Here is a 20,370-nt window from a genome sequence, read left to right on the forward strand (position 1 = left end):
CGCCACCCCCACCCGAGCCGCCGCCTCCGCCTCCACCCCAACCCGCGCCGCCGCCGGCGGTCTGCTACCGCAACGCTGCGGGACAGAAATGGGACGGGCAGGGCGAGATGCCCGACTGGCTGCAGCGGGCGGTCAATGCGGGGCAGAGTGTGGAGTTCTTTCGGGTCGGGTAGCACTGCCGGCTATCCCTGCTTCCGCATGCGGCGACAGTTAGTCGCGATCCAAGGCGCCTCCGGGCGGCTTTCTTGCATCACTTCTCCTTTGCCGATAACTGTTATTAAAATGGTCCAGCACCGATAGCAGCAAAAAGCAAGGACTTACAACATGGCGAAGCCGCATCTGGCCTGGGGCACCGTGCGCGCCTATCTGCGCGACGAAACGTTCGACGACATCAAGGAGATTGCCGGCCACGCCGGGGTCAACATGGGCGCGCTGGCGCACCTGCATCAACGGTCCACGGCGCAGGGCAATGGCGCCACCAAAGGTCAGCTGCTCTCGGCCCTGGACGGCGAGCTGGCGCGCATGCCCGATGCCGAACAAGGTGTCGTGGTGAGGTTCATGACGGAACTGCTGCTGGCCCGTCGCCCGAATCTAAGCGAGCCACTCGCGGATGACCTGGCACGGCACGGCTGGGGCATCGCGGACCACCACCTGGTGGCGCTGGAGCTCTTTGATCCCGCCGAGCTCGCGCAGTTGCCCGCCGAGCCGCGGGCGGATCTGCTGAAGGCGGGGCAGCGCTTGCGCGATGGCGACCTGGGCGGTGCGGTCTCGGCGGCCTGCGGTGCGGTCGACACTGCCGTGGCCATGGTCTATGCCCGGCATGCTTTGGGCGATCCGCGCAAGGCCTCGTTCCAGGAGGGCTGCAACCGCGCGCTGCAAGCGACGGTCGATCTCGACACGCCGCTGCGCGAGCTGGGTTGGCCGGATGCCATGCTGAAGCCGTTTGGCCAGAACTTCCGGGGCGCGTTGAATCAGGGCGCCTTTGTCATGCAGACGCTGCGCTCGCAGATGGGCGACGTGCATGGCACCAAACCGGTGCTGAAGACGCTGGTCTTTGACGCGCTGAAGTGGGCCGAGCTCTTCGTGCGCACGCTGACGATCCGCTGAGTCCGGAGGCCTCGCGCAAGCTGTAGGCAACGGAGGCATGCGGCCGCTACACATTCATGAGGGGATTCGATGGCAGACCAGTATCTCGCCGGCTTGCTGCACAAGTACCGCGTGGACGCGGCGCAAGCACAGTTAGTAGCCGAGCAGTTGATTTATCCCTCCATCGCTCAGTGGGCGGGGCAGTACCTCGCCGGCGTGTCGTACTCGGGGTCCATGGCCAAAGGCACGGCCAACACCTGCTCGACCGACATGGATCTATTCATCTCGCTCTCCCCGCAGACGCCCGAGACTTTGCAAGCGATTTTCGGCAAGCTGTATCAGGCCGCCCAAGGATGGGGCTGGAACCCGCGCCAGCAGAATGTTTCGATCGGGGTGATGGTGGGTGGCCTCTCGGTCGACCTGGTGCCGGGCCGGCAGCAACCGGGCTACCAGCACTACCACTGGCTTTATCACCGTAGGGCGGGAACCTGGCGGCAGACCAACGTGCAACTCCATATCAATACGGTGCAACAGTCCGGGCGCCTGGATGAGATCCGGCTTGTCAAGCTATGGCGACATCTGGCGAAGCTGGACTTCCCGTCGTTCTACCTCGAACTGTGTGTCATGGAGGCGCTGCGTGGACGCCGGGTCGGGAATCTGGCCGTCAACTTCTCGCTGGCACTGGATTGGTTGCGTGACCAACTGGTGACCCGCCGCGTCATGGATCCCGCCAATACCAATAACTGCATCTCGGAAGAGTTGACCCAGGCCGAAAAGCAGGCGATCGCCCGGGCGGCCGGCGTCGCGCGCGCCCAACCCTACTACAACAACTTCGTCTGGTGATTGCCATGGCCAATGCGGTAGACCTGAAGCAACTGTTCGCGGGCCTGCAAGGCAAGCTGGCGGGGGAGCTGGAGCTTGCCCGCGCGACCGTCCGGCACCCTGGTGACAAAGGCGGCATGGTCGAAGCGAACTGGCTTGCCATGCTCCGGCAGCATCTGCCGGAGCGGTACCGCGTCGACAAGGCGACGGTGATCGACAGCCGCGGCCAATGTAGCGACTCGATCGACGTCGTCATTTACGATCGGCAGTACAGCCACCTAGTGATGCAGCACGAGGCGTTCCGGTACGTGCCGGCCGAGGCGGTGTACGCGGTATTCGAGGTGAAGCAGACCCTGGACAAGTCGCACTTGGAGTACGCCGGAGCCAAGGCGGCTTCGGTACGCGGCCTCTACCGTACCAGCGCCACCACCGTCGATATCCGTGGCGAGACACCGGCGAAGCCGCCGATTCCCATTCTGGCGGGTCTGCTATGTACCCACGCGGCGTGGACCCCAGCGTTTGGCGAACCGTTCCAGACCACGATGACCGCGCTGACCGATGCGCACGCGCTTGAGCTCGGCTGCGTGGCGAGCGCCGGCGCCTTTCACCGTGAAGGTGACACCATCGATTGCCGCGGTGCCGAGACGGCCCTGGCTTTCTTCCTGTTTGCGCTGCTGTTGCGGCTGCAGCGAGTCGGCACCGTGGCGCCGGTCGACTTCCGTGCATACATGGAGCATCTCTGAATTTCGTTCAGGAAGCGCAGCGATCGATTTGGACGAAGGAAATTCCATGCACGACAACGAGCTGAACCTGCGCGCGGGCCTGGCGTCCTTCCAGGACTAGGACGGCCGGCTCACGGCTAAAAGCTGGGCGGTGCCGGGGCGAAGGCGGTGACGCCGGAGCAGATGGAGCTATCGCGCCTCAGAGCTGAGAACAAGCGTTACCAGGACGATGCAAATGACGCGGAACATGTGGCGGAGCTTCGCCATACCGCCGAGCTGTGGTCCGAGTTTGGTCGTGTCGAGAACTACTCGGCGAGCCCGTTGCCCGGACGCGATGACGTCGTCCAAGTCTCGGTGAACAGCGCCCGACACGACGCTCCCGAGGTCCAGGCTGCGCGGCAGCGTCATGCGCAGATCTCCCGCGAAGTGGAGCTGTGGCTTTGGGTAGAGAAGTGCTTTTCCTCGGGGCAGTGGGCACCGGGATTCGCGCACGACGAAGCGTTTGGTCGCGCCGCGGAACTGTCGGCAGCGCAGGCTGCCGGAGAGTTGCAGTCGCTGATGCCGGACGGTGGGTACACCGATGGCGCCATCGCTGTACCGCCGCGGCCATCATCTGTTATTCCGACGTCGCGACGCACTCACAATGGGCGGCGGCGATGATCGATCGCTATCGCACAGCGGCAGACGAAGTCTCCGAGGACATATCCCGGGGGTCCGTGATTCCCTGGCACCCGCAAATCTTTGTCGCGCACGCGCTCGCTGCGCGAATTCGGACTGGTCATCGACAACCGTTGGACGGCGAAGCGCTATATCGGCTAGTGGCCCACCCGCTTGAAGCCGTGTCGCTGGTTGCGCTTTCGGCAGTAGCTTCGTGCTGGGAGCGCGACCTGCGTTTTGCTTGGTCGGGACTGAACCTCGGCCTGCGGCTGGCACAGCTCTTGCCGCGGAGCCCCTACCTACCGACGCCTGAGGCGCGAAGGGAGGCGGCAGAGTCCCGTCGCAATGCGGCGATGGCCGAGTCTTTGCGCGAGTATCAGGCGGTGGGCGCATTGACACCTTGGGTGCAGCCGTTTCCTTCCTGGGTTCGCACGTCACCGGGTGCACGGCGACACCGCAATGCGACCGACGGCGAGGGGTGGGAGCACTCGGAGGCATTGTGGCACAGCCAGTACGCCGCGAAGGTCCTGGAGCTGGTGCCTGTGGCCGCCATCTTGATGAACCCCGAAGCGCGCGCCCTGTATCTCGACGCGCTGGAGGCGCTCGTGGCATGGACGCTTGACACGCTCAATCCATCCTGGCGAACCGACCGGCGCCAAGGACGAGAGCGCGGTAATGCGAATCTGTTCGAGTGGCAGCACCAGCTCGGGCAGTCCTTGGCCCTCGTCGCGCCGCACGTATCCGCGACAGAGATGCACGACCGGTTGTTGCGGCCATTGCTGGAGCAGCCGGATGAGCTCGCGATGCAGGTGCTGGCGCCATTCGCCGAAACGGTAGTCTGCGCTGACGTGCTGGATGCCCCGTTGATTCAGGACGGCACCCTGCAGCTCTTGCAGGCCGTGCTTGCACGAACCTTGGAGCATCGCGACCTGAGGCGATCGCGCTACAGCGATGGTCGGCTCGGCGGCTTCGACCTTCCCCGGTTGGTAAAGTCGCTGCTGTTCGTGAGCGTGGAGCGAGCGCCGGCGTCCGCGCGCTTCGCCAATGGCCGTTGGGATCACCTGATGCAAGTGATGCCGCTAGTGGACCGCATGGTTCGCCAGGCAGGTTGGAATCCTTACGTGGCCAGTCAATATCTCGCCCTGTGTGAGCGTGCCGGCAGCGCCTACTCGGCTGACACATTTGCCGACCAAGTCTTGGCGCAGATCGTCGACAACCGTCTTCCCTCGGCCTGGAAGGGTACTGCCATCCTGGCGACCATTGCGGCCCTAGTGCAGGCGCATGCGGACCGGCAACATCCTCTCGGCTCTGCCGACGGCATTGGCGCGAAAGCTGCTTCAGGTGCTCGACGCACTCGTCGATCTAGGGGACCGCCGCAGCGCTGCTTTGCAGCAAAGCGAGTCATTCCGTGGAGTACGGCTGGCGGCGCCTATCTAGGGGTCCTCGTACTATCCGTGCATGTATGGACCCGACGCCTTTTGCAAGCTTCTTGTTCGTGATGTTCGAAACGGTCTGCATGCATGTATCCGGCTTGCTTGATATGGGCGCTTGCCGAAGCACGCCCGCAGCCTCGATGAGATCCGCGCATCCTATCCTTAGCATTTTCACGGCTCGCCAAACGTGGCAGCCGGCACGGAAAACAGGCTTCAGGATGCTGGTTCAACCAATTTCGTCATCGCTTTGAGAAGCTTCGCAAACCTGCGTGGGTATCTCCCTCCTTGCAAGCAATCTTCTCGGATTATGCTGCCGCGCTTCGCATCAAATAGGTCGAGTCGCTGCTGAGCAGCGCCTGGATTACGCGCGCGTTCTTGTTGGCCAGCGCGACCGCCGCGCAGTTGTGCCCCCGCCGCGCAATCAGTTGCTGCAGCCAGACACTTTGCGGATCGGCTTTTCTGGTTGCGTAGCGCAAGACCGCCCGGGCGCCGTGGATGAGCAGTGTCCGCAGGTAGGTGTCACCGCGCCGGCTGATGCCTTGCAGACGAGGCTTCCCTCCCGAGGAATACTGGCGTGGCACGAGTCCAAGCCAAGCCGCTAGATGTCGGCCGTTCCTGAATTGCTTCGCGTCGCCGACAGCCGCGACCATGGCAGTGGCAGTAATCGGACCAATACCCGGCACTTCCGCGATCTTCTTGCACAGCGCGGATCGCCTCATGAACGACTGGATCGATGCTTCGATCAGATGGACGCGCGCTTCGATCGCCTGCAGGTGCTGCAGCATTTCAGTCAGCAGCGCCTGGCAGAACGACGTCAGTTCGTCGGCGCTCTTGCTGAGCAGTTCCGGGATGGCCCGCTTGAACGCCTCGGGTGAACGCGAAATCGTGAGTCCCCGCTCGCCGAGCAGGCCTCGCATCTGGTTGATCATGGCGGTACGGTGGCGGAGTAGAATTGCGCGCATGCGGTGTGCGGCCTGGATGTCCTGTTGCTCGACCGACTTGACTGTAACGAAGCGCATGGCGGGCCGGCTGGCGGCCTCGACGATCGCTTCCGCATCGTTGCGGTCGTTCTTGTTCGTCTTGACGGCGAGACATACTGTGGACTGATCAGTCGGACTTCAATGCCGAGCGACTGGAGGCGTCGTGCCCAGTGGTGAGCGGTGCTGCAAGCTTCCATAACGACCACCCTCGGCTTCAGCGTGCGAACTGCTTCCAGGAGCGAACCACGGGAGACCTTCGCTCGATGTACGGCCCGTCCGCGGTGGTCAGCGCCGTGCAGCTGGAACACTCGTTTGGCGAGATCGATGCCAAGGATATCGATTTCCATGATGAAACCCCCACGTGTCAGGTTGAGGTCGACAGTGTCCACCGAAGGGAGGCGTCGGGTCCATCTCAGTATTTTCTGGCGGTATGTACAGACAAGGGCTTATCTATCAAGAACATACAAATTGTCCGACGGCGCGAGATTTATTGCGCCGGAAAGCCTTGCTACAGGCGGGTCTACGGTCCGCTACCGCCATTTTTTTCACGGAAAGTACTACAAGGGCTTCCCCGTTGGCGCAAGGCGTCAATAAGATTCCTTTGCATGCGGAATTTGCCTGCTAAGCGTGTGTGAGGAGGTGAAGGACTGCAGTACTACAAACGGTCATAGTGGGCCGCTGGCCCGGACCCTGATGTAAGACGCGCGCGAGGGCCTCGTTCGATTATCGGGCTTGGTGTCCCCTGACTTTCCCAGGTATGCCTCGCGCGGGTCCAACCCGCTTCACATCAACGCTGGCAGTGCAAGTGTTCGTGAGTTCCGCTGTAGCTCTTTGAAAGCTGGTTGATCGAGTTATCTGCGCTTACGCATGTTTGAAGGCATCGCCATTTTCAGCATGGCCCACGCCATTCTCGCGTTCTTAGCTGCAATGGCGACGGCTGCTCGCCAGTAACCGCGGCGTTTTATCAGGTCTCTGACCCAGCGGCTATATCGATCCTGCTTGTCGCCCAGATTTGCCATGACCGCGCGAGCTCCGAGTACCAGCAGCGTACGCAAGTAAGCGTCTCCGGCTCTGGTGATGCTGCCCAAGCGCTGTTTGCCACCGCTGCTGTGCTGTCCCGGCGTCAACCCTATCCAAGCCGCCAATTGGCGGCCGTTTCTGAAGTCGTGTCCCGCCCCGATGCTTGCCGCCAAGGCACTAGCCGTAGTCGGCCCGACCCCGCGCAGCTGCATCAGGCGCTTGCTGCGTTCGTCTTCACGGGCAATCTCGCTGATAGCTTGATCATACTCGTCCAGCATCTCTTCCAGCCTGCCCGCATGGTTCAGCAGGTCCTGGATGCATCGACTCGCCCAGCCGGGCAAGGCTTCCAGATGGGGGCCGATCTCCTTGCGCAGTCGCTCCGGCTTCTGCGGCAATACCACACCGAATTCGGCTAGCAACCCCCGCAGGCGGTTGTAAGTAGCTGTCCGCTCTTCTACAAATCCCTGTCGGGTTCGATGCAAGCTCAGGGTTGCCTGCTGGTGCTCGTCCTTGACCGGCACAAAGCGCATGCTCGGCCGCGTCACCGCCTCGCAGATGGCCATCGCGTCGGCTGCGTCATTCTTGCCGCGTTTGCCGGACATCCGGTAAGGCGCCACCAGTCTCGGCGACATCAGCTTGACCGTGTGTCCGTGCTGGCGAAACAGCCGCGCCCAGTAATGCGCGCCGGAGCAAGCTTCCATGCCGATTAGGCAAGGCGGCAACTGCGCAATCAGCGGCACCAGCTGATCGCGTGCGACCTTCGGCTTGACCAGCATGGCCTTGCCGGCCTCGTCGACGCCATGAATGGCGAATACGTTCTTGGCGAGATCAATTCCAACGGTAACGATAGCCATGGACTTCCCCTTCGTTGGTTGTGATGCAGCTTCAACACGCGATCATGGCACGTCGGTGCCAACTGGCGGCTTCCGCCGCAACCTCGGGACGGGGAAGTCCCTTCCATTCGATGACCCCGTTTTGGCGTGGTCTCGCAAACAACCGGTCCGTCTTCACCAGCGCATGGTTGGCCATGATGCGGATTGAGCGCAGCGGGTGGGACTTCGGCACGAAATTCATCGGGCCTCCGCATAGTGAACAAACTTTCGGTGAAGGTGTCTGCGCCGCGCATGAAAGTAGGGTTGGATGGTGGGTCCTCAAATCAACCCTTTAGTTAGTCGTCGCGCTGACGTCCGCTTGAGGTATTTCAGCGGCCTGCTTCTATGATGAGTCAGAAGGCAAGGCAAGAATTTCCGCAAATTGATCCAACTTCCTTAATCAAGCTCGCGCTTACCACAGCGCGTCTGTCGCTGTTGCTCACCAGTCTCAAAGTTCCCGGTCATCTTTACGTGAGACTTCGACGTCCCACCAACTTCTATCCGCTGGTATTTGCCCAGCCCAATCCTGTATGCGCGTTGCGCTTTAGGCGACCTTGATGCGACAAGCCCCATCTAGTAGTGTCGGTTGCGTTTGCAACCAGCAGGCCGCACGGGCTTGTCTACTTCGAACTGACTTGCGATACGACGGACAGCAACGGCTAATGCGAGCGTTGCCGCCATTCCTTCAAACTGCTGCCTCCTCGCCGGCTGAACGTTTGAATCCTGTGGTCTTGCTGTTTTTCAGTAGCGCTCCCTGGGGCAGGATTCCATGCGTTAGATATCGCCACAGAGCGATGACCAGCCGTCGCGCCACCGCGACGATGGCGATGCGTTTGCCCCGCTTGTTCTGGCTATTTCCTTGGGTGCGCTGCACGTACCATTGCGTCATGGCGCTGCCGGGCTGATAGCGTAACCAGAGCCACGCCATTTCAATAAGCAGAGAACGCACGCGCCGGTTGCCCTGCTTACTGATCCCTTGGTCAACCCGGCTCTCGCCGCTGTCGTACGGCTGCGGCGTCAAGCCAACACAGGCGCCCACCTGCCGGCGGTTGTCAAAGCTACGCCAGAACAGCTCGAGCACCAGTCGTGTCGCGCCGACCTGGCCGACTGCCTTGAGCCGTTGCAGGTCGGCAATGCGCTTTTGTGCGGGTTCTGGCAATTGCCTGACCAGGTCTTTTTCCAGTGCAGCGAGCTGCTGCTGGACTAAGGCTAGGCGCTGACGCTCCCGGGTCAGGCGCGCATGCAACTGCGCAGGGATTGCCGCGCCGTCGTAGCAGGAGATTTCTCCCTTTGTTAGCCGCTTTGCGATATCGCCTTCGACCTCTTGCCAGCAACCCACTGTTCGCAGCAGCTTGCGGATCCGGTCACGGTGCTGTAGCGCTTCCTTTTGAAGTTCGCCCCGGTCGCGTACCAGGTGGCGCTGCGCTTCGGTTTCAACGGCCGGTACGCGAATCACGTGCATGCGGTCATGTTCGCCGCGCAGCCAGGCGCGCAGGCACAACACCAGCTTGATCGCGTCGAGCCGGTCGGTCTTGGCCCGCCGTGCGTGCCGCTCCACCGGGATGCTGGCCGCGTCGCAGATCACCACTTCGTATCCCAGCTTCGAAAGCGCCCGCTCGATCCAGAAGCCGTCCTGACCAGCCTCGTACAATACGACTGTGCGCACGTCAGGTCCAAGTCCCCATTTCGTTTTGATCTTCTCGATCGCTTGCATCGCTTCGTCCAAGCGGTGTGCCGGAACTTTTGCAGCTACAGTCTGGATCGCAGGCTTCTCTCGTTTGCCGTCGTGCAGGGCGATTTTCCAGGCGCCGCTCGAAAGTTCCAGGGCCACTGCCAATACATCTTCTATGGGCATAGAATGATTGATACGGGTCGGTTGCATGACGTGCTCCAAGGTGAATGGGTCGCACCTTTACTTTAGGATCGCTTTGCGTGCGTTACCGACCCGCCTTCATTCATAGGATCTAGAGCGATCGACGCATTTGGTAAGTCAATTGCATTTACTGTTACATGAGATATTAAAAAAATCTAACAACTCTCATACTTTAGAATGAGTGCGCGAAAAATTTCTTACATCTATGTTTAAAGAAATTTTCTTGCGCGGCCCCGGCCTCTCCATCTGGCGTGAGGCGAGTGTTCATCGTTATCGACATTCCAAGAGTGGCCTAGCCTTTAGACAGAACAATAGGAAATGTGATGCGCAAATCGATCCCGATTCTCCTCATTCCTGTCGGACTCTTGGCGGCGTGCGGATCTCCGCAACCAACCACGACTTCGGATATCGGAAGCATGCGCTTTTTCTCTCAAAAGGAAGCTAAGGAAATCCTAAATCCAGTCGTTCGACAACGAACTTCTCCCACTGGCGATGATCCAGCTTTCAATTACTTGAGGGAGCAAGACGAGAAACAAAGAATACCGGAGCGATGCGGAAAATCCCCTGATGAGGCGATGAGCGCCGCCGCGATACCTGCTGCATTAATAGGATGGGGAATAGGCCAATTAATTCAATGGACACTTACCGGGATCAGCGACGAGCTAAAATCAGAGATAAAGAGATATTCCACGAATTCGCCTATCTCGTCAGAACCCGATGATTTTTACAAAAATCTCTCTGGCAATGGTAAAAATCCATCCGTCACTTGCTTTAGAGTCTCTCGAGTCGGTAAATTGAGCCAGGAAAACAAAACTGACGACAGGAATGTAGCTGACACACTGCTGCTAGATTATATTGGGATTGCCAGCTACGATCCGGCGCAGCCGGAAATAATTATGATTCGGCCGATACGACTTTTTGTTCAGCGAACGACCGTTAAAACGTTCCGACGGAATGGTTGCGCTAAGCCTTAAGCTAACCACCGATATAACCTACCGAGACGCGCACAGGGGGATGGTGGCTCCCGCAGCAATCGATACATCACTTGTGTCGGAAGTATTATCAGTTGATGCCAACGGAACAGTCCAATCCGAAGGCAAGCCAAAGTATTTATACAAGACATACGAAGATGATTTTACACCAAAAACTGTGCCACTCCCACCGTGGACTACGGGAACTCCTGGCGTTCGAGAACCCATGGGGCAAAACCGTATGATTTCGACAATATATGTAGTTGAAGTGGGAAACGTCCCATGGTTGTTGCTGAATGCATCAGATTTGCTCGATAAAAATAAAGACGATGTTGCAAAGGACCTAATCGAAAAAGTCAAAGGCGCGATCAATAAGGGCGGTTCGTGAATCAATTGTTCGAGCCAATTCTCTGCAGAAATTCTGAAATGATTGCAAGTTGGAGTATTTTGCGGCCGTAAAGGACGGTAACGTCGACGAAGAATTTATTGCCGTGGCAGTTATTTTAAGAGGATAAAACGTAGCTTTTATAATCGCACTACTGCTCAATCAATTTAACTCTCACCGGCACGCCTCGACTCTAATTTAACGTTCAAACTTTGGGTTTCGCGCTGATCCCGGCAGCACGCAGCCGCTGCATTCAATCTGGGAGGAGGAAAGAAAAATGGCCTTGGTTAATCATTTCCCGCCCCGCAACCTTATTCTCAAGGAGTCAACAGAATCCGAATTCAAGAAGTTAGGAATCGGCGAAGCAACCCTTGGGCCGCTTGTTGCTATGCCACCACTGCCGCAGAGCTTTTCAATTCGATCAGAGATGACGGCCGTTGAGGATCAAGGTAGTCAGGGATCGTGCACATCGTTCTGCGTTGCCGCATGCCTTGAACACATCTATCAACGTGACCTTTCAGAAGCCCAAATCACTCACGAAGCCGAGAGGGCCTATGGCGACTGCACTGAAGGCCTTGCACTAATTCACGCATATCAAATATCTAGGTCCCCAGGATCGGTTGACGAATCTCGTTGGACCTACGATCCCGCTCAAACGTGCTGGGTTAATCCTCCAGACTTAGGAGGTGCTGCGCGCTACAGATTCAATGAGATTGGCTACGTATATAACAGGCCACGGTCAAATATCTTAGCCGGCATCAAGAATCCAGCAAGCCCTCCGGCTAGTCCCGGTCTTCCTATCTCAACCGCGATCCAACAGCAGATTTTCGCCCGCCGGAAAGTAGTCTCTGCCAGCGTCCCCGTGGTATGGGCCTCATGGCCGTGGACCGGCGATATAACAATGCCGTCTCCGAACCTCCTCGCAGAATTCGTACAACTAATGTCTCCTCCAAATACCGCTGGATGGCACTGCATTGCCATCTGCGGATGGGACAACAGTACTGGAAGATTTCTGTTCAAAAATAGTTGGGGTCCATTCTGGGGCAACAGCGGATACGGAACGATCCCTTACCAATATCTCGAACTATACAGCGACGTAGGGATGATCGGTTGGTAAGGGGCAAAGCTAAACGAAAATGAAAAACCCGGAGGAGCGCGATCTTTCGGGGTTTCGTCGTCATTCTTGGCGGAGACCGAGCGTGAGGGCGCGGTTCTCCTCATCGAGAAATCTAACCATCTAGCTGCAATCGCTTCGCAGATGGTTTGGCGATAGGAAGGGGGGTTATATGCTCCAAAGGCTCGCGCTGAACTGCGAAAACCTAGAATTCCAAAAGCCTTGCATCTACTATAGTCGTGCTGTCACTCTGGAGTGAAAATAAAGAATTCGACTAAGAAAAAAATCATTTGCTCAACTAGTGAAAATGGTGAGAAAAATGGAAAATGAAAATGACGAGCAAAGATATCCGCTCTTTATGTCGAGAGCGACCACATTTATTTTTGCCAACAACGATGGATGTGACGATAAGAGCGAAGTCCGCCTGTCTCTATCTGGTTCTCACGGAGTTTACAAGCAAATTTTGATTGCAAAAACTCTGAAGATTGGCGATCGCATTAAATTTGATCTATCGAGTCTAAACATCCAGGCTTCATCGGCAGCGGTAATGTATCGCTGCTCAGACGGCATTGGTCGGTATATATATCTAAGAGCCCCAATCCCCGCTATCGGGCATTTCGTGACATTAAGCTGCGCTTGGGTCGCCCAACCGAATGACAGAACAGTGGAAGAGTGGTTTTTCGTGGGAAGTTAGTTTAATTTTTGATTGTCTTCGAAATACATGGCTGCACTCGTACAATTCGCTTACGGTGGGCTCATCATAGGAGGTGATTGAAATGAACTTCAGCCACATCTACCATTTGTTTGCACGTTATCCTGTATTGGCTAATGACAGATCGTTTCTGGATTGGCTGAAAATACACGGAGCGAGTAGTTGGAGGGAAACAGAAATCGATACCAACGACCAGAGAGACGTTATCGTAATATCCCACGATGAGCTGACGGCCTACGCTGCAAGAATAAAATTCAAGTTGTTGGCCGATGATTCAAGCGAAACGTGCACCGCAGATCAAAGCATTATTAGCGTAAGAGAATTCGATTTGCTGAGAAGCAACTCAAAGCATAGTTTACTAAGGGCTGCAATACAAAGTAACAAGATCAATCGTTGCGAAATAACGTCCATCTCTCCCTATGTTAATTTTGATGGGGATGATTACACTGACATCACGTGGAAAATTGAGTTTGTTAGGAACGGTCTGAAATACATTTTGTCGATTTCTGAGGCCGGTGCGGAGGAAGCTGCTCACGGAGAAGTGGAGGTTCAGGCCAAAAGTAGCGAGCCAATAGCGATTTTTAATGAATGGCTTGCGACAAATGAAGTGCACTCACCTTATCTTTTTAAGCAGCAGGCGGAAGCGTGGACGTCAGGGCCTCTCACGGTCCGAGAAAAGGCATTTAGAATATTTTCCAACGTTCAGCGATTATACAGGTATGATTCTACGATTAGAAACATCACTGAATTTACATTGCGTGATACGTTGACAAGGGATGCCAATAATTACAGAGGAATTTGCGACGAGTGGGCCGTTGTCCAAATAAGCTATCTTCGCGCGATAGGAATTGAAAGCCGGCTTAAGTTCCTGATATGGACCCAAGGCGGACGCGTAGTGGGGCACGCTTGCTTAGAGTTCAATAATGGTGGCAAATGGACTCATATGGACGCGCTCTGGAATGCCTTCGACAATGCTGCCAGATATCGGTCTTCAGGTGCACAGCAATTGACTGTCATGGATGCCGATTATCCTATGGATTCGAGATCCAACTCGCCAGCATGGGGAGTGCCTGATCCAAGGGGAGACGGCAAACTTAACCCATATGCCGATTTTGTGATTAGCCCCCCGTACCCGGGAAACCGGCGTCCAGGATACAGCTACTAAATGCCGGATTTCAGAATATGCGGAATATGGCCGCTTCCCGGCCATATTCCGCCGCGAGACACGTGCCACGGGCTTCTTGTGAAAAGAGATCGCAGCTTTGTATTACCTCGCAGTTAAGCTACGTTCTTGGCCTGCGACCAAGATACGCCCTTGTATAGGGGTAGGAAACGGCTTTCGCCGTCCCCTCCCTCCGAACCCGGTGTGCGGTTTTCCCGCGACGGGCTCTCCGGTTAGTTGTTTCCGCATCGGGGTTGGCGCGCCAATCTAAGGGCCTCGGACATCGTGAACAGCCCTAGATTAGCGAAGAAGGCATTTGGCCATCGGGTGTGATCGCGAAGGCAATGACCCTGCCCCGGACGATGAAGCTGTCGGCGCAAGATCGCTCGCAGACGGCGACGAACAAAGCCGTCGACCGACGAGAAGGTGTAGCGGTGGGCGTGCTGGAAATAGCCGAACCAGCCACGCAAGATCGGGTTGATCGACGCAATGATGCTCTCGATCGAATCGCCCCTGTTACGCTTGGTCAGGGCCCGGATTTTATCCCGCAACCCCATAAGACTCTTCTTGCGCACCCACCGTTGTCCCGCCTCGAACCGGTAACCGAGAAACTCGAACCCATGACCTTCCACCCGGCAATCCCCAACGTGGGTTTTGCCTGGATGCAATGTCAAGCCGTTCGCATCCACCCAAGCCCGCATGCGAGTGAGCGCAGCTTCCGCTTCCTCACGTGTGCGGCATAACACCACGGCGTCATCCGCATAGCGCACCATGACCAGCCCTGCCTGACGCATTTCCACATCAAGCTCGTGCAGGTACAGATTTGCCAATAGGGGGCTGATAACTGCCCCTTGCGGACTGCCAGAAGTCGGCGTCCAACGCGTCAAGTCTTCCATGATGTCTTGCTTGAGAAAGGACTGGATGAGTTCCAGAACCCGGCCGTCCAAGATTCGCCCGGCCACTCTCGCGAGAAGGGGCAGGTGTGGGATCGAGTCAAAATAGCTTTGCAGGTCGGCATCGACCACCCAGCAGTAGCCCGCTTTCACATGTCGGTCCACTTCGCGCAGCACATCCTTGCAACCCAAGCCCGGGCGGAAACCGTAGCTTCTCGGCTCGAACTCATGCTCAAAGATTGGCTCGATAACCAGCTTCAGGGCCGCTTGAACCACGCGGTCCTTCACAGCGGGTATACCGAGCGGGCGACGTCCTTTGCCTTTCGGTATGTAGACGCGCCGCACCGGCTGCGGGCGATAGCTACCATCCTGCAATGCATGCGCCAGTTCAGCAAGATAGCGGTCCCGCCCTTGTGCGAATCGCTTCACACTCATGCGGTCCACCCCCGCCGCCCCGGCGTTCTTCTCGACCTGAGCCCATCCCAGCGCGAGCGAGTCCAGGCGAAACACCTTGTCAATCAGACTGTGCCATTTACCTCCCTTAACTCCGTTTTGTAGAGCAGCCAACATAGCGTCCGTCCAGATTGAAGCTGACGCGAATTTCCGCTGCACGCAGCTTCCCAGCGCGTTCGCATCTCGTCTAGTCGTTTCCGACACTGGCGATGCTTCGATCTTCATCTCTGCTTCCTTCTGGTCTTTTGCTATCAACTTTCCTGCCCCGCTTCCCTAGTGCGCCTTTTGCTCTGACGCAGGTCTCCACGGCTCTACTCTTCCGTGTGCAGTACTATCGGGACTCTGACTCCTGCCAGCGTTCACCTCGCCGGCAGGTCTCCCCGCTTGCTTCGTGCCACCATCCCATCGTTCCGTCCTCAAACACGTGGTACGCCACCGCACCGCTTTGTCCGCCACGACAGCGTGCTGTGTTACTTCCAGGCTTCGCCACTTTAGTGCAGGCTCGCCGCCATACCCCGCCGAAACAGGTTCGTTAACCTACGGACCGACAGTTCGCTTTCGGTTACTCCCCACCCCGCCTCACGACGACGCAGTTACCTTCAGCTACGGAGCTGTGGCCAACTCCGACAGGGACTTTCACCCTGCAAATGGCACGCCATCACGGGCGTACACTAAACCGCTGACGCGGTAGTGCGAGGGACGCGGAGGTCAGTGCCTGCGTTCGATCAGGACGGTGCCTGGTGCCGGGCCATCGGGAAGGGATGGGCAGGCGGCTGGGAGCAGGATGGAGGTGCCCTACCGGGCATTCCATTCGCTGTTCCCAGGAGGTCCGTCATGACCCCGCTCCGCCAACGGATGCTGCACGACATGCAGGTCCGCAACCTCGCCGACAACACGCAAAAGTCCTATCTGCGGCAAGTTTCCCATTTCGCCCGACACTTCCGGCGCTCTCCAGAGGCGCTCGGCCCCGAGGAGATCCGCGCCTGGCTCATCTATCTTCGTGAAGAGCGCAAACTGGCGCCCGGCAGCCTCGGTCCAACTATCGGCGCCCTGCGGTTTCCCCTATCGCGTGACGCTCAAACGCGACTGGAGCGATGAGGACTTCCCTCTCCCGAAGAGACCGGTGAGGCTGCCGGTCATCCTGAGCCAGGACGAGATCACGACCTTCTTCGAGTCGGTTGCCAGCCTCAAGCAGCGCACTATCCTGATGACCGCCTACGCGGCCGGCCTGCGGGTGTCGGAAGTCGTCCATCTGAAGGTCACCGACATCGACAGCCAGCGGATGGTCATCCGTGTGAACCAGGGGAAGAACAGGAAAGACCGCTATGTAATGCTGTCGCCGCGGCTGCTCGAGATCCTGCGACTGTACTGGCATGAGGTTCATCCCCGGGACTGGCTGTTTCCCGGAGAGATGTCCGGACACCCCATCACCCGTTCCGCGGTAGGGCTGGCATGCCGGATCGCGCGCCAGCGCAGCGGGATCCAGAAGCCCATCACGCCCCACTCGCTGCGTCACGCCTTTGCCACGCACCTGCTCGAGACCGGCACCGACGTGCGCAGGATCCAGCTGCTGATGGGGCATCGCGCCCTCTCGACGACGGCACGCTATTACCGGCCGAAAGTTTTTATGTGCTGTGTCGAATCGAGCCGGCGATAGCAAAGGTCTCCGGTGGTAGAAACTCTACATAAAAGTTGGGCAGGATGGGGAGGCCCGCAGCCAACAATCAGCGTGCGCAACCTCCGCAGTCCTACAGTGAATGCAGCCACTCGAGCAGCGTCTTGTTCTGCTGCCAGGACGGGATCTTTGGAAGCGACGTACCGTCGGTGGCTTTCTCGAGAGCCTTGCGCTTCATCTCAAGATTTGCGCGAGCATAAATCTCAGTTGTCTTCACATCGACGTGGCCGAGGAAGTCTCGGATGATCTCGAGCGGCACGCCACTCTGCAGCAGGTGCATTCCCTTTGTGTGTCTCAGACTGTGAGGACTCACCCGCTGTGTGAAGTCGGGGTGATTTCGCCGCACAGGAACCACATACTTTTGCAGGAGATAACGTACGCCCGAGCGCGATAACCGTGTGCCTTGCCGATTCTGGAAGAGTGGCTTGTCGGTGTGTTCAGGGCGATCGAGGTTGTTATCGCGTCGATGCTGGCGTAGCAGCTCGACTGTCGAGTCCATCAGCGGCACGGCGCGTAGCTTTCGACCCTTTCCCCTGAGCCGCACCTGCGGTGGAGGATCCAGGCGCACGTCCCCGGCGTTCAGGTCAATCAACTCCTGTACCCGGGCACCGGTGTCATAGAGTACGCTTAACATCACTGCATCCCGACGGCCTTCAGACGTATGCAGGTCCGGTTGTGCGAGAAGCTGCGCAAGATATTCCCTGGAGAGGTAACCGACGCTGGCGCGCGGCTGTCGCCGCAGCGGAATCGCGAGGACCTGCTGACACTGCAGCAGGCGTTCGGGTACTTCCGACTGTACGTAGCGGAAGAACGCGTGCAATGCCGCGAGGCGATGATTCTGCGTGCTGACCGAAACATGCCGTTCGTTGGCCAGGTGATCAAGGAATGCCTCGACCAGGCCTACGTCGATCTGTGCCAGAGACAGACGCTCCAGTGCGATTCCCCGCACGTCACGACAGTATCGCAGCAGCAGGGTGAACACGTCGCGATAGGCCTTGATCGTGTTGGGGCTCAGGTTGCGCTGTGCGGCCAGATGGTGCGTCAGGAAGCTGGTCACGAGCATGGATAAATCCGTCGGCTTCATGATCCGCTCCTGCGCGGGATGACATCACCGAAGGCGGCGTTCGTGCGCGCCGTGATCTCCGGAAACAGTTCGGCGATCAGATGCAGATAGCACTGCGTTCCGGCGAGGGAGCGATGGCCGAGATAGGTTGCCAGCACCGGAAGCTTCACGTCGAGGTTGGCTCCCTCCTGACACCACCGCAGCAACGCATGGACGGCGAAATTGTGCCGAAGATCATGTAAGCGCGGCCCCTTGCCTCTGCCGGCATGCGGGATCCCGGAGCGCAACAGCAGCTCCCGGTACAGCCAGTAGATGGCCGGGTGGCTCAGCGGGCCGTCTGATGGCGAAGGGAAGAAGTAGGCATCGGACGGGCGATCGCCCATGACTTGTGCGTAGGTTCGAAGGCGCTGTACCAGCGGCAAGGCTGGTGGGATGAGCCTGTCCTTACCAAATTTGCCATCACGCACCGTCAGGATTCCCCGTTCGAGGTCCACATCGGCCACGCGCAGGTGCAGCACTTCGCTAATCCTCAGCCCGCAGCCATACAGGAGCCGGAGCACTTCCGGCATGATGAGATGCCGCATTGGGGATCGGGCTGTCGGTGTAAGCTGGTCAGCCGCCTGCAACAGCCGCTGAATCTCGGCATGTGTCAGGATGCGTGGAGAGAAGCTGCTCGCTCCCCTCGCCATCGGCCATCGATCCGGCACATCAGCGGCATATCCCAACCGGCACATGAACAGGGCAAATTGGCGAACTGCACAGATACGATGATCGTGGGTGCCCTTGCTCTCGTGGGGCCGTTTGGCGAGCCACTTGTGGCTGATCGAGCGCGGCAGCTTGCATTCCATTAGCGCTTCATCGCTCAGGAAGCGGTCAAAGCATGCCAGCAAGCGGGCTGGCTCATCATATCGGTACCCACACGTCCGTTTCTCCTGGACGAACTGTTCCATGAGTGAGCCGACAGCGCTCCGGAACTGGCCCTTGAATTTGCTACTAGACATGGCGCATCTCCTCGGTGTTCAACGCGGCAGTGCGGAGGGTTTCCACGTCGGTCTTAGCGTAGATCAACGTCGAGGCTGTCGTCGCGTGCCCCAGGATGTCGCTGATGACTTGAAACGGCGTCTGTTCATGGAGCAATCGTGTCGCGAGTGTGTGGCGTAGCGAGTGCAAACCATAGCGTTGTGGAGTCCTGAAGTGAATCCCGGCCATGGCCTTCCAATGACGGACGATCCAATGTAGGCTGTCGGCTTCGCGGAAGGGTAGGAAAGGCGCGTTCAATGTGAGGAACACTTCTCGATGATCCGAGTGGGGACGGCCCGATCTCAGATAGTCAATCAGCGCTTCGCCAACTTCCTCCGTCAATGGCAAACAAAGAGGTGCGAGGGTCTTCGACTGCCTAACCTCTATTGTGGCGGTATCCCACTTCAGATCGTCGAGGGATAGTGCACGAATATCGCCCACTCTCAATCCGAGGCGACAGGCAAGTAGAAAGATCGCGTAATCGCGCTTACCTTTGGGCGAGGTTCTATCAACGGCTTCGAGCAGCCTGGTCAGGACTTCCGGGGCCCAGACCGACGGAATAGTCGCATCGCGGGGAACGTGGACCACCGGCAATACATGGCTGAGATCCTGCTGCAGAATTCCTCGCATCAGAAGAAAGCGCAGAAAGCAACGGACATCGGAAACGATGCGCGAGACTGTCTTCGCCGACAGGCGATGTTGCGCGGTCACAAATGCGCAGAGATCGGCCGACTGCATCTGATCAAAAGACGTGATATTCCTTGAACCAAGGAAATCCGCGAATATCGCTATCTCCCGCGTCCGCTCGCGAAGGGTCGTTGTACGAAGATGACGGCGATCCTGGCAGTACAGTTCATAGTCGCGCAATGCCGTGCTCATGGGTGCGGGAACCTGTATCTTCTGCATGTCGGTGACGATGCGCTCAAGGTGCCCGTCATGCGCAAAGCGCTCGAGAACCTTGAGGGAAACCACGATATTCCGCCGCCACCCCTGGTCAGAGTTCAGGCATTCGTCAGCACGAATTTGATACGTAGAGCAAAACCGTTTCGCCAGCTCCAGGGAGTACTCATCTCCCAGGCTCATCTCCTGACAAAACGCAATGAGATGACGCCAGACTACACGATAGCGCCAGAGCGATTTCCTGCTGTAGCCTAGCCTCTCCAGCTCGCTCACGGCACCGACGACGAGCTGCTGCAACGGCAGGTGGCTTGAAACTTGATGGGTTGACTTCTCCATGATCGAACTCCTCACAAAGGCGATCCCGATGGCCGCCAGGAGCCCATCATGAAACTTTATGTGCAGTAGTTCAAACAAGACGCCTTGCTCACCAGTAAGCGAGTCGCCAGCACCGTCTGTACCCTTCAGTAGAGTGGAGCCAAAGTAGTTCCCACCAAATAGTGATGGGAACTACTTTGTCAAAGTCACAGGAAGTACCAGTCGCCGGCAGTCGCAAAGGC

At 57.9% G+C, this 20,370-nt stretch carries 19 protein-coding genes and 2 pseudogenes; 13 read left to right on the forward strand and 8 right to left on the reverse strand.

The genetic code is table 11. The features are described 5' to 3' along the window. From VSR71_RS34315 to VSR71_RS34340, 6 genes are all read left to right on the forward strand, one after another. Nucleotides 1-173: H-NS family nucleoid-associated regulatory protein (locus tag VSR71_RS34315; RefSeq protein WP_342917835.1), on the forward strand; the 173-nt coding region annotated here is incomplete at its 5' end. 151 nt (nt 174-324) lie between these two features. After that, the gene (locus VSR71_RS34320; RefSeq protein WP_115683852.1) at nt 325-1,107 is read left to right on the forward strand and encodes a hypothetical protein; all 783 of its coding nucleotides are present in this window, start codon (nt 325-327) and stop codon (nt 1,105-1,107) included. A 69-nt stretch (nt 1,108-1,176) separates the two neighbouring features. Further along, a complete protein-coding gene (locus VSR71_RS34325) occupies nt 1,177-1,929 on the forward strand; it encodes a nucleotidyltransferase (protein ID WP_115683851.1) in 753 nt (250 codons plus the stop codon). Nucleotides 1,930-1,934: 5 nt separating this feature from the next. Further along, the gene (locus VSR71_RS34330; RefSeq protein ID WP_115683850.1) at nt 1,935-2,651 is read left to right on the forward strand and encodes a DUF6602 domain-containing protein; all 717 of its coding nucleotides are present in this window, start codon (nt 1,935-1,937) and stop codon (nt 2,649-2,651) included. Nucleotides 2,652-2,813: 162 nt separating this feature from the next. Beyond that, nucleotides 2,814-3,290 (forward strand): hypothetical protein, encoded by a 477-nt coding sequence (locus tag VSR71_RS35470; RefSeq protein ID WP_159373705.1) that lies wholly within the window; start codon nt 2,814-2,816, stop codon nt 3,288-3,290. After that, on the forward strand, nt 3,287-4,786 hold the full coding sequence (locus tag VSR71_RS34340) for a hypothetical protein (protein WP_147298464.1): 1,500 nt from the start codon (nt 3,287-3,289) through the stop codon (nt 4,784-4,786). The genes VSR71_RS35470 and VSR71_RS34340 overlap by 4 nt, the downstream gene beginning before the upstream one ends. A 239-nt stretch (nt 4,787-5,025) precedes the next feature. On the opposite strand, the pseudogene VSR71_RS34345 reads toward VSR71_RS34340, so the two are convergent. From VSR71_RS34345 to VSR71_RS34360, 4 genes and pseudogenes are all read right to left on the reverse strand, one after another. After that, nucleotides 5,026-6,047, reverse strand: a pseudogene (locus VSR71_RS34345) (IS110 family transposase). 504 nt (nt 6,048-6,551) lie between these two features. Next, on the reverse strand, nt 6,552-7,574 hold the full coding sequence (locus tag VSR71_RS34350) for an IS110 family transposase (RefSeq protein WP_115683847.1): 1,023 nt from the start codon (nt 7,572-7,574) through the stop codon (nt 6,552-6,554). A 130-nt stretch (nt 7,575-7,704) separates the two neighbouring features. Beyond that, nucleotides 7,705-7,846, reverse strand: a pseudogene (locus tag VSR71_RS34355) (IS5/IS1182 family transposase); the annotation flags it as partial. 431 nt (nt 7,847-8,277) lie between these two features. Beyond that, a complete protein-coding gene (locus VSR71_RS34360; protein WP_115683846.1) occupies nt 8,278-9,474 on the reverse strand; it encodes an IS110 family transposase in 1,197 nt (398 codons plus the stop codon). Between the two features lie 314 nt (nt 9,475-9,788). On the opposite strand from VSR71_RS34360, the gene VSR71_RS34365 reads away from it, so the two are divergent. The 5 genes from VSR71_RS34365 (at nt 9,789) to VSR71_RS34380 (ending at nt 13,812) form a co-directional block, all read left to right on the forward strand. Continuing rightward, on the forward strand, nt 9,789-10,439 hold the full coding sequence (locus tag VSR71_RS34365) for a hypothetical protein (RefSeq protein ID WP_342917833.1): 651 nt from the start codon (nt 9,789-9,791) through the stop codon (nt 10,437-10,439). Nucleotides 10,440-10,479: 40 nt separating this feature from the next. Then, the gene (locus VSR71_RS34370) at nt 10,480-10,824 is read left to right on the forward strand and encodes a hypothetical protein (protein ID WP_342917834.1); all 345 of its coding nucleotides are present in this window, start codon (nt 10,480-10,482) and stop codon (nt 10,822-10,824) included. Between the two features lie 937 nt (nt 10,825-11,761). Then, nucleotides 11,762-11,938 (forward strand): C1 family peptidase, encoded by a 177-nt coding sequence (locus tag VSR71_RS35475; RefSeq protein ID WP_368666651.1) that lies wholly within the window; start codon nt 11,762-11,764, stop codon nt 11,936-11,938. Between the two features lie 316 nt (nt 11,939-12,254). Beyond that, entirely contained in the window at nt 12,255-12,629 is a 375-nt protein-coding gene (locus VSR71_RS34375; RefSeq protein ID WP_147298482.1) for a hypothetical protein, read from the forward strand. 82 nt (nt 12,630-12,711) lie between these two features. Beyond that, nucleotides 12,712-13,812, forward strand: coding sequence for a transglutaminase-like domain-containing protein (locus tag VSR71_RS34380; protein ID WP_115684107.1), 1,101 nt, complete (start codon nt 12,712-12,714; stop codon nt 13,810-13,812). A gap of 230 nt (nt 13,813-14,042) precedes the next feature. Here the strand turns inward: VSR71_RS34380 and ltrA are convergent, their stop codons facing one another. Continuing rightward, entirely contained in the window at nt 14,043-15,380 is a 1,338-nt protein-coding gene (ltrA, locus tag VSR71_RS34385) for a group II intron reverse transcriptase/maturase (RefSeq protein ID WP_115684108.1), read from the reverse strand. A 609-nt stretch (nt 15,381-15,989) separates the two neighbouring features. Here ltrA and VSR71_RS34390 point away from each other — a divergent pair. Together VSR71_RS34390 and VSR71_RS34395 are read left to right on the forward strand one after the other, a co-directional pair. Then, nucleotides 15,990-16,253, forward strand: coding sequence for a site-specific integrase (locus VSR71_RS34390; RefSeq protein WP_231942381.1), 264 nt, complete (start codon nt 15,990-15,992; stop codon nt 16,251-16,253). Nucleotides 16,254-16,278: 25 nt separating this feature from the next. Then, entirely contained in the window at nt 16,279-16,812 is a 534-nt protein-coding gene (locus VSR71_RS34395; RefSeq protein WP_231942382.1) for a tyrosine-type recombinase/integrase, read from the forward strand. Nucleotides 16,813-16,903: 91 nt separating this feature from the next. Here the strand turns inward: VSR71_RS34395 and VSR71_RS34400 are convergent, their stop codons facing one another. From VSR71_RS34400 to VSR71_RS34410, 3 genes are read right to left on the reverse strand one after another with little or no spacing between them, the layout of a single operon-like run. Continuing rightward, nucleotides 16,904-17,914 (reverse strand): site-specific integrase, encoded by a 1,011-nt coding sequence (locus tag VSR71_RS34400; protein WP_115684109.1) that lies wholly within the window; start codon nt 17,912-17,914, stop codon nt 16,904-16,906. Then, nucleotides 17,911-18,894, reverse strand: coding sequence for a tyrosine-type recombinase/integrase (locus VSR71_RS34405; protein ID WP_116330162.1), 984 nt, complete (start codon nt 18,892-18,894; stop codon nt 17,911-17,913). The genes VSR71_RS34400 and VSR71_RS34405 overlap by 4 nt, the downstream gene beginning before the upstream one ends. Then, complete coding sequence (locus VSR71_RS34410) at nt 18,887-20,149, reverse strand: site-specific integrase (protein WP_147298483.1); 1,263 nt, start codon at nt 20,147-20,149, stop codon at nt 18,887-18,889. The genes VSR71_RS34405 and VSR71_RS34410 overlap by 8 nt, the downstream gene beginning before the upstream one ends. Nucleotides 20,150-20,370 lie beyond the last annotated feature (221 nt).

This window comes from Cupriavidus oxalaticus (assembly GCF_038900635.1).
Taxonomy (GTDB): Bacteria; Pseudomonadota; Gammaproteobacteria; order Burkholderiales; family Burkholderiaceae; genus Cupriavidus; species Cupriavidus oxalaticus_B.

Excerpts from the sequence above, each read along its gene's own strand:
- VSR71_RS34325 (WP_115683851.1), top strand. The coding sequence starts at position 1,177 with ATGGCAGACCAGTATCTCGCCGGCTTGCTGCACAAGTACCGCGTGGAC.
- VSR71_RS34405 (WP_116330162.1), bottom strand. The coding sequence starts at position 18,894 with ATGTCTAGTAGCAAATTCAAGGGCCAGTTCCGGAGCGCTGTCGGCTCA.
- VSR71_RS34360 (WP_115683846.1), bottom strand. The coding sequence starts at position 9,474 with ATGCAACCGACCCGTATCAATCATTCTATGCCCATAGAAGATGTATTG.
- VSR71_RS34375 (WP_147298482.1), top strand. The coding sequence starts at position 12,255 with ATGGAAAATGAAAATGACGAGCAAAGATATCCGCTCTTTATGTCGAGA.
- VSR71_RS34330 (WP_115683850.1), top strand. The coding sequence starts at position 1,935 with ATGGCCAATGCGGTAGACCTGAAGCAACTGTTCGCGGGCCTGCAAGGC.
- VSR71_RS34380 (WP_115684107.1), top strand. The coding sequence starts at position 12,712 with ATGAACTTCAGCCACATCTACCATTTGTTTGCACGTTATCCTGTATTG.
- VSR71_RS34400 (WP_115684109.1), bottom strand. The coding sequence starts at position 17,914 with ATGAAGCCGACGGATTTATCCATGCTCGTGACCAGCTTCCTGACGCAC.
- VSR71_RS34410 (WP_147298483.1), bottom strand. The coding sequence starts at position 20,149 with ATGGAGAAGTCAACCCATCAAGTTTCAAGCCACCTGCCGTTGCAGCAG.
- VSR71_RS35475 (WP_368666651.1), top strand. The coding sequence starts at position 11,762 with ATGTCTCCTCCAAATACCGCTGGATGGCACTGCATTGCCATCTGCGGA.
- VSR71_RS34320 (WP_115683852.1), top strand. The coding sequence starts at position 325 with ATGGCGAAGCCGCATCTGGCCTGGGGCACCGTGCGCGCCTATCTGCGC.
- VSR71_RS34365 (WP_342917833.1), top strand. The coding sequence starts at position 9,789 with ATGCGCAAATCGATCCCGATTCTCCTCATTCCTGTCGGACTCTTGGCG.
- VSR71_RS34390 (WP_231942381.1), top strand. The coding sequence starts at position 15,990 with ATGACCCCGCTCCGCCAACGGATGCTGCACGACATGCAGGTCCGCAAC.
- ltrA (WP_115684108.1), bottom strand. The coding sequence starts at position 15,380 with ATGAAGATCGAAGCATCGCCAGTGTCGGAAACGACTAGACGAGATGCG.
- VSR71_RS34370 (WP_342917834.1), top strand. The coding sequence starts at position 10,480 with ATGGTGGCTCCCGCAGCAATCGATACATCACTTGTGTCGGAAGTATTA.
- VSR71_RS34340 (WP_147298464.1), top strand. The coding sequence starts at position 3,287 with ATGATCGATCGCTATCGCACAGCGGCAGACGAAGTCTCCGAGGACATA.
- VSR71_RS34350 (WP_115683847.1), bottom strand. The coding sequence starts at position 7,574 with ATGGCTATCGTTACCGTTGGAATTGATCTCGCCAAGAACGTATTCGCC.
- VSR71_RS35470 (WP_159373705.1), top strand. The coding sequence starts at position 2,814 with ATGGAGCTATCGCGCCTCAGAGCTGAGAACAAGCGTTACCAGGACGAT.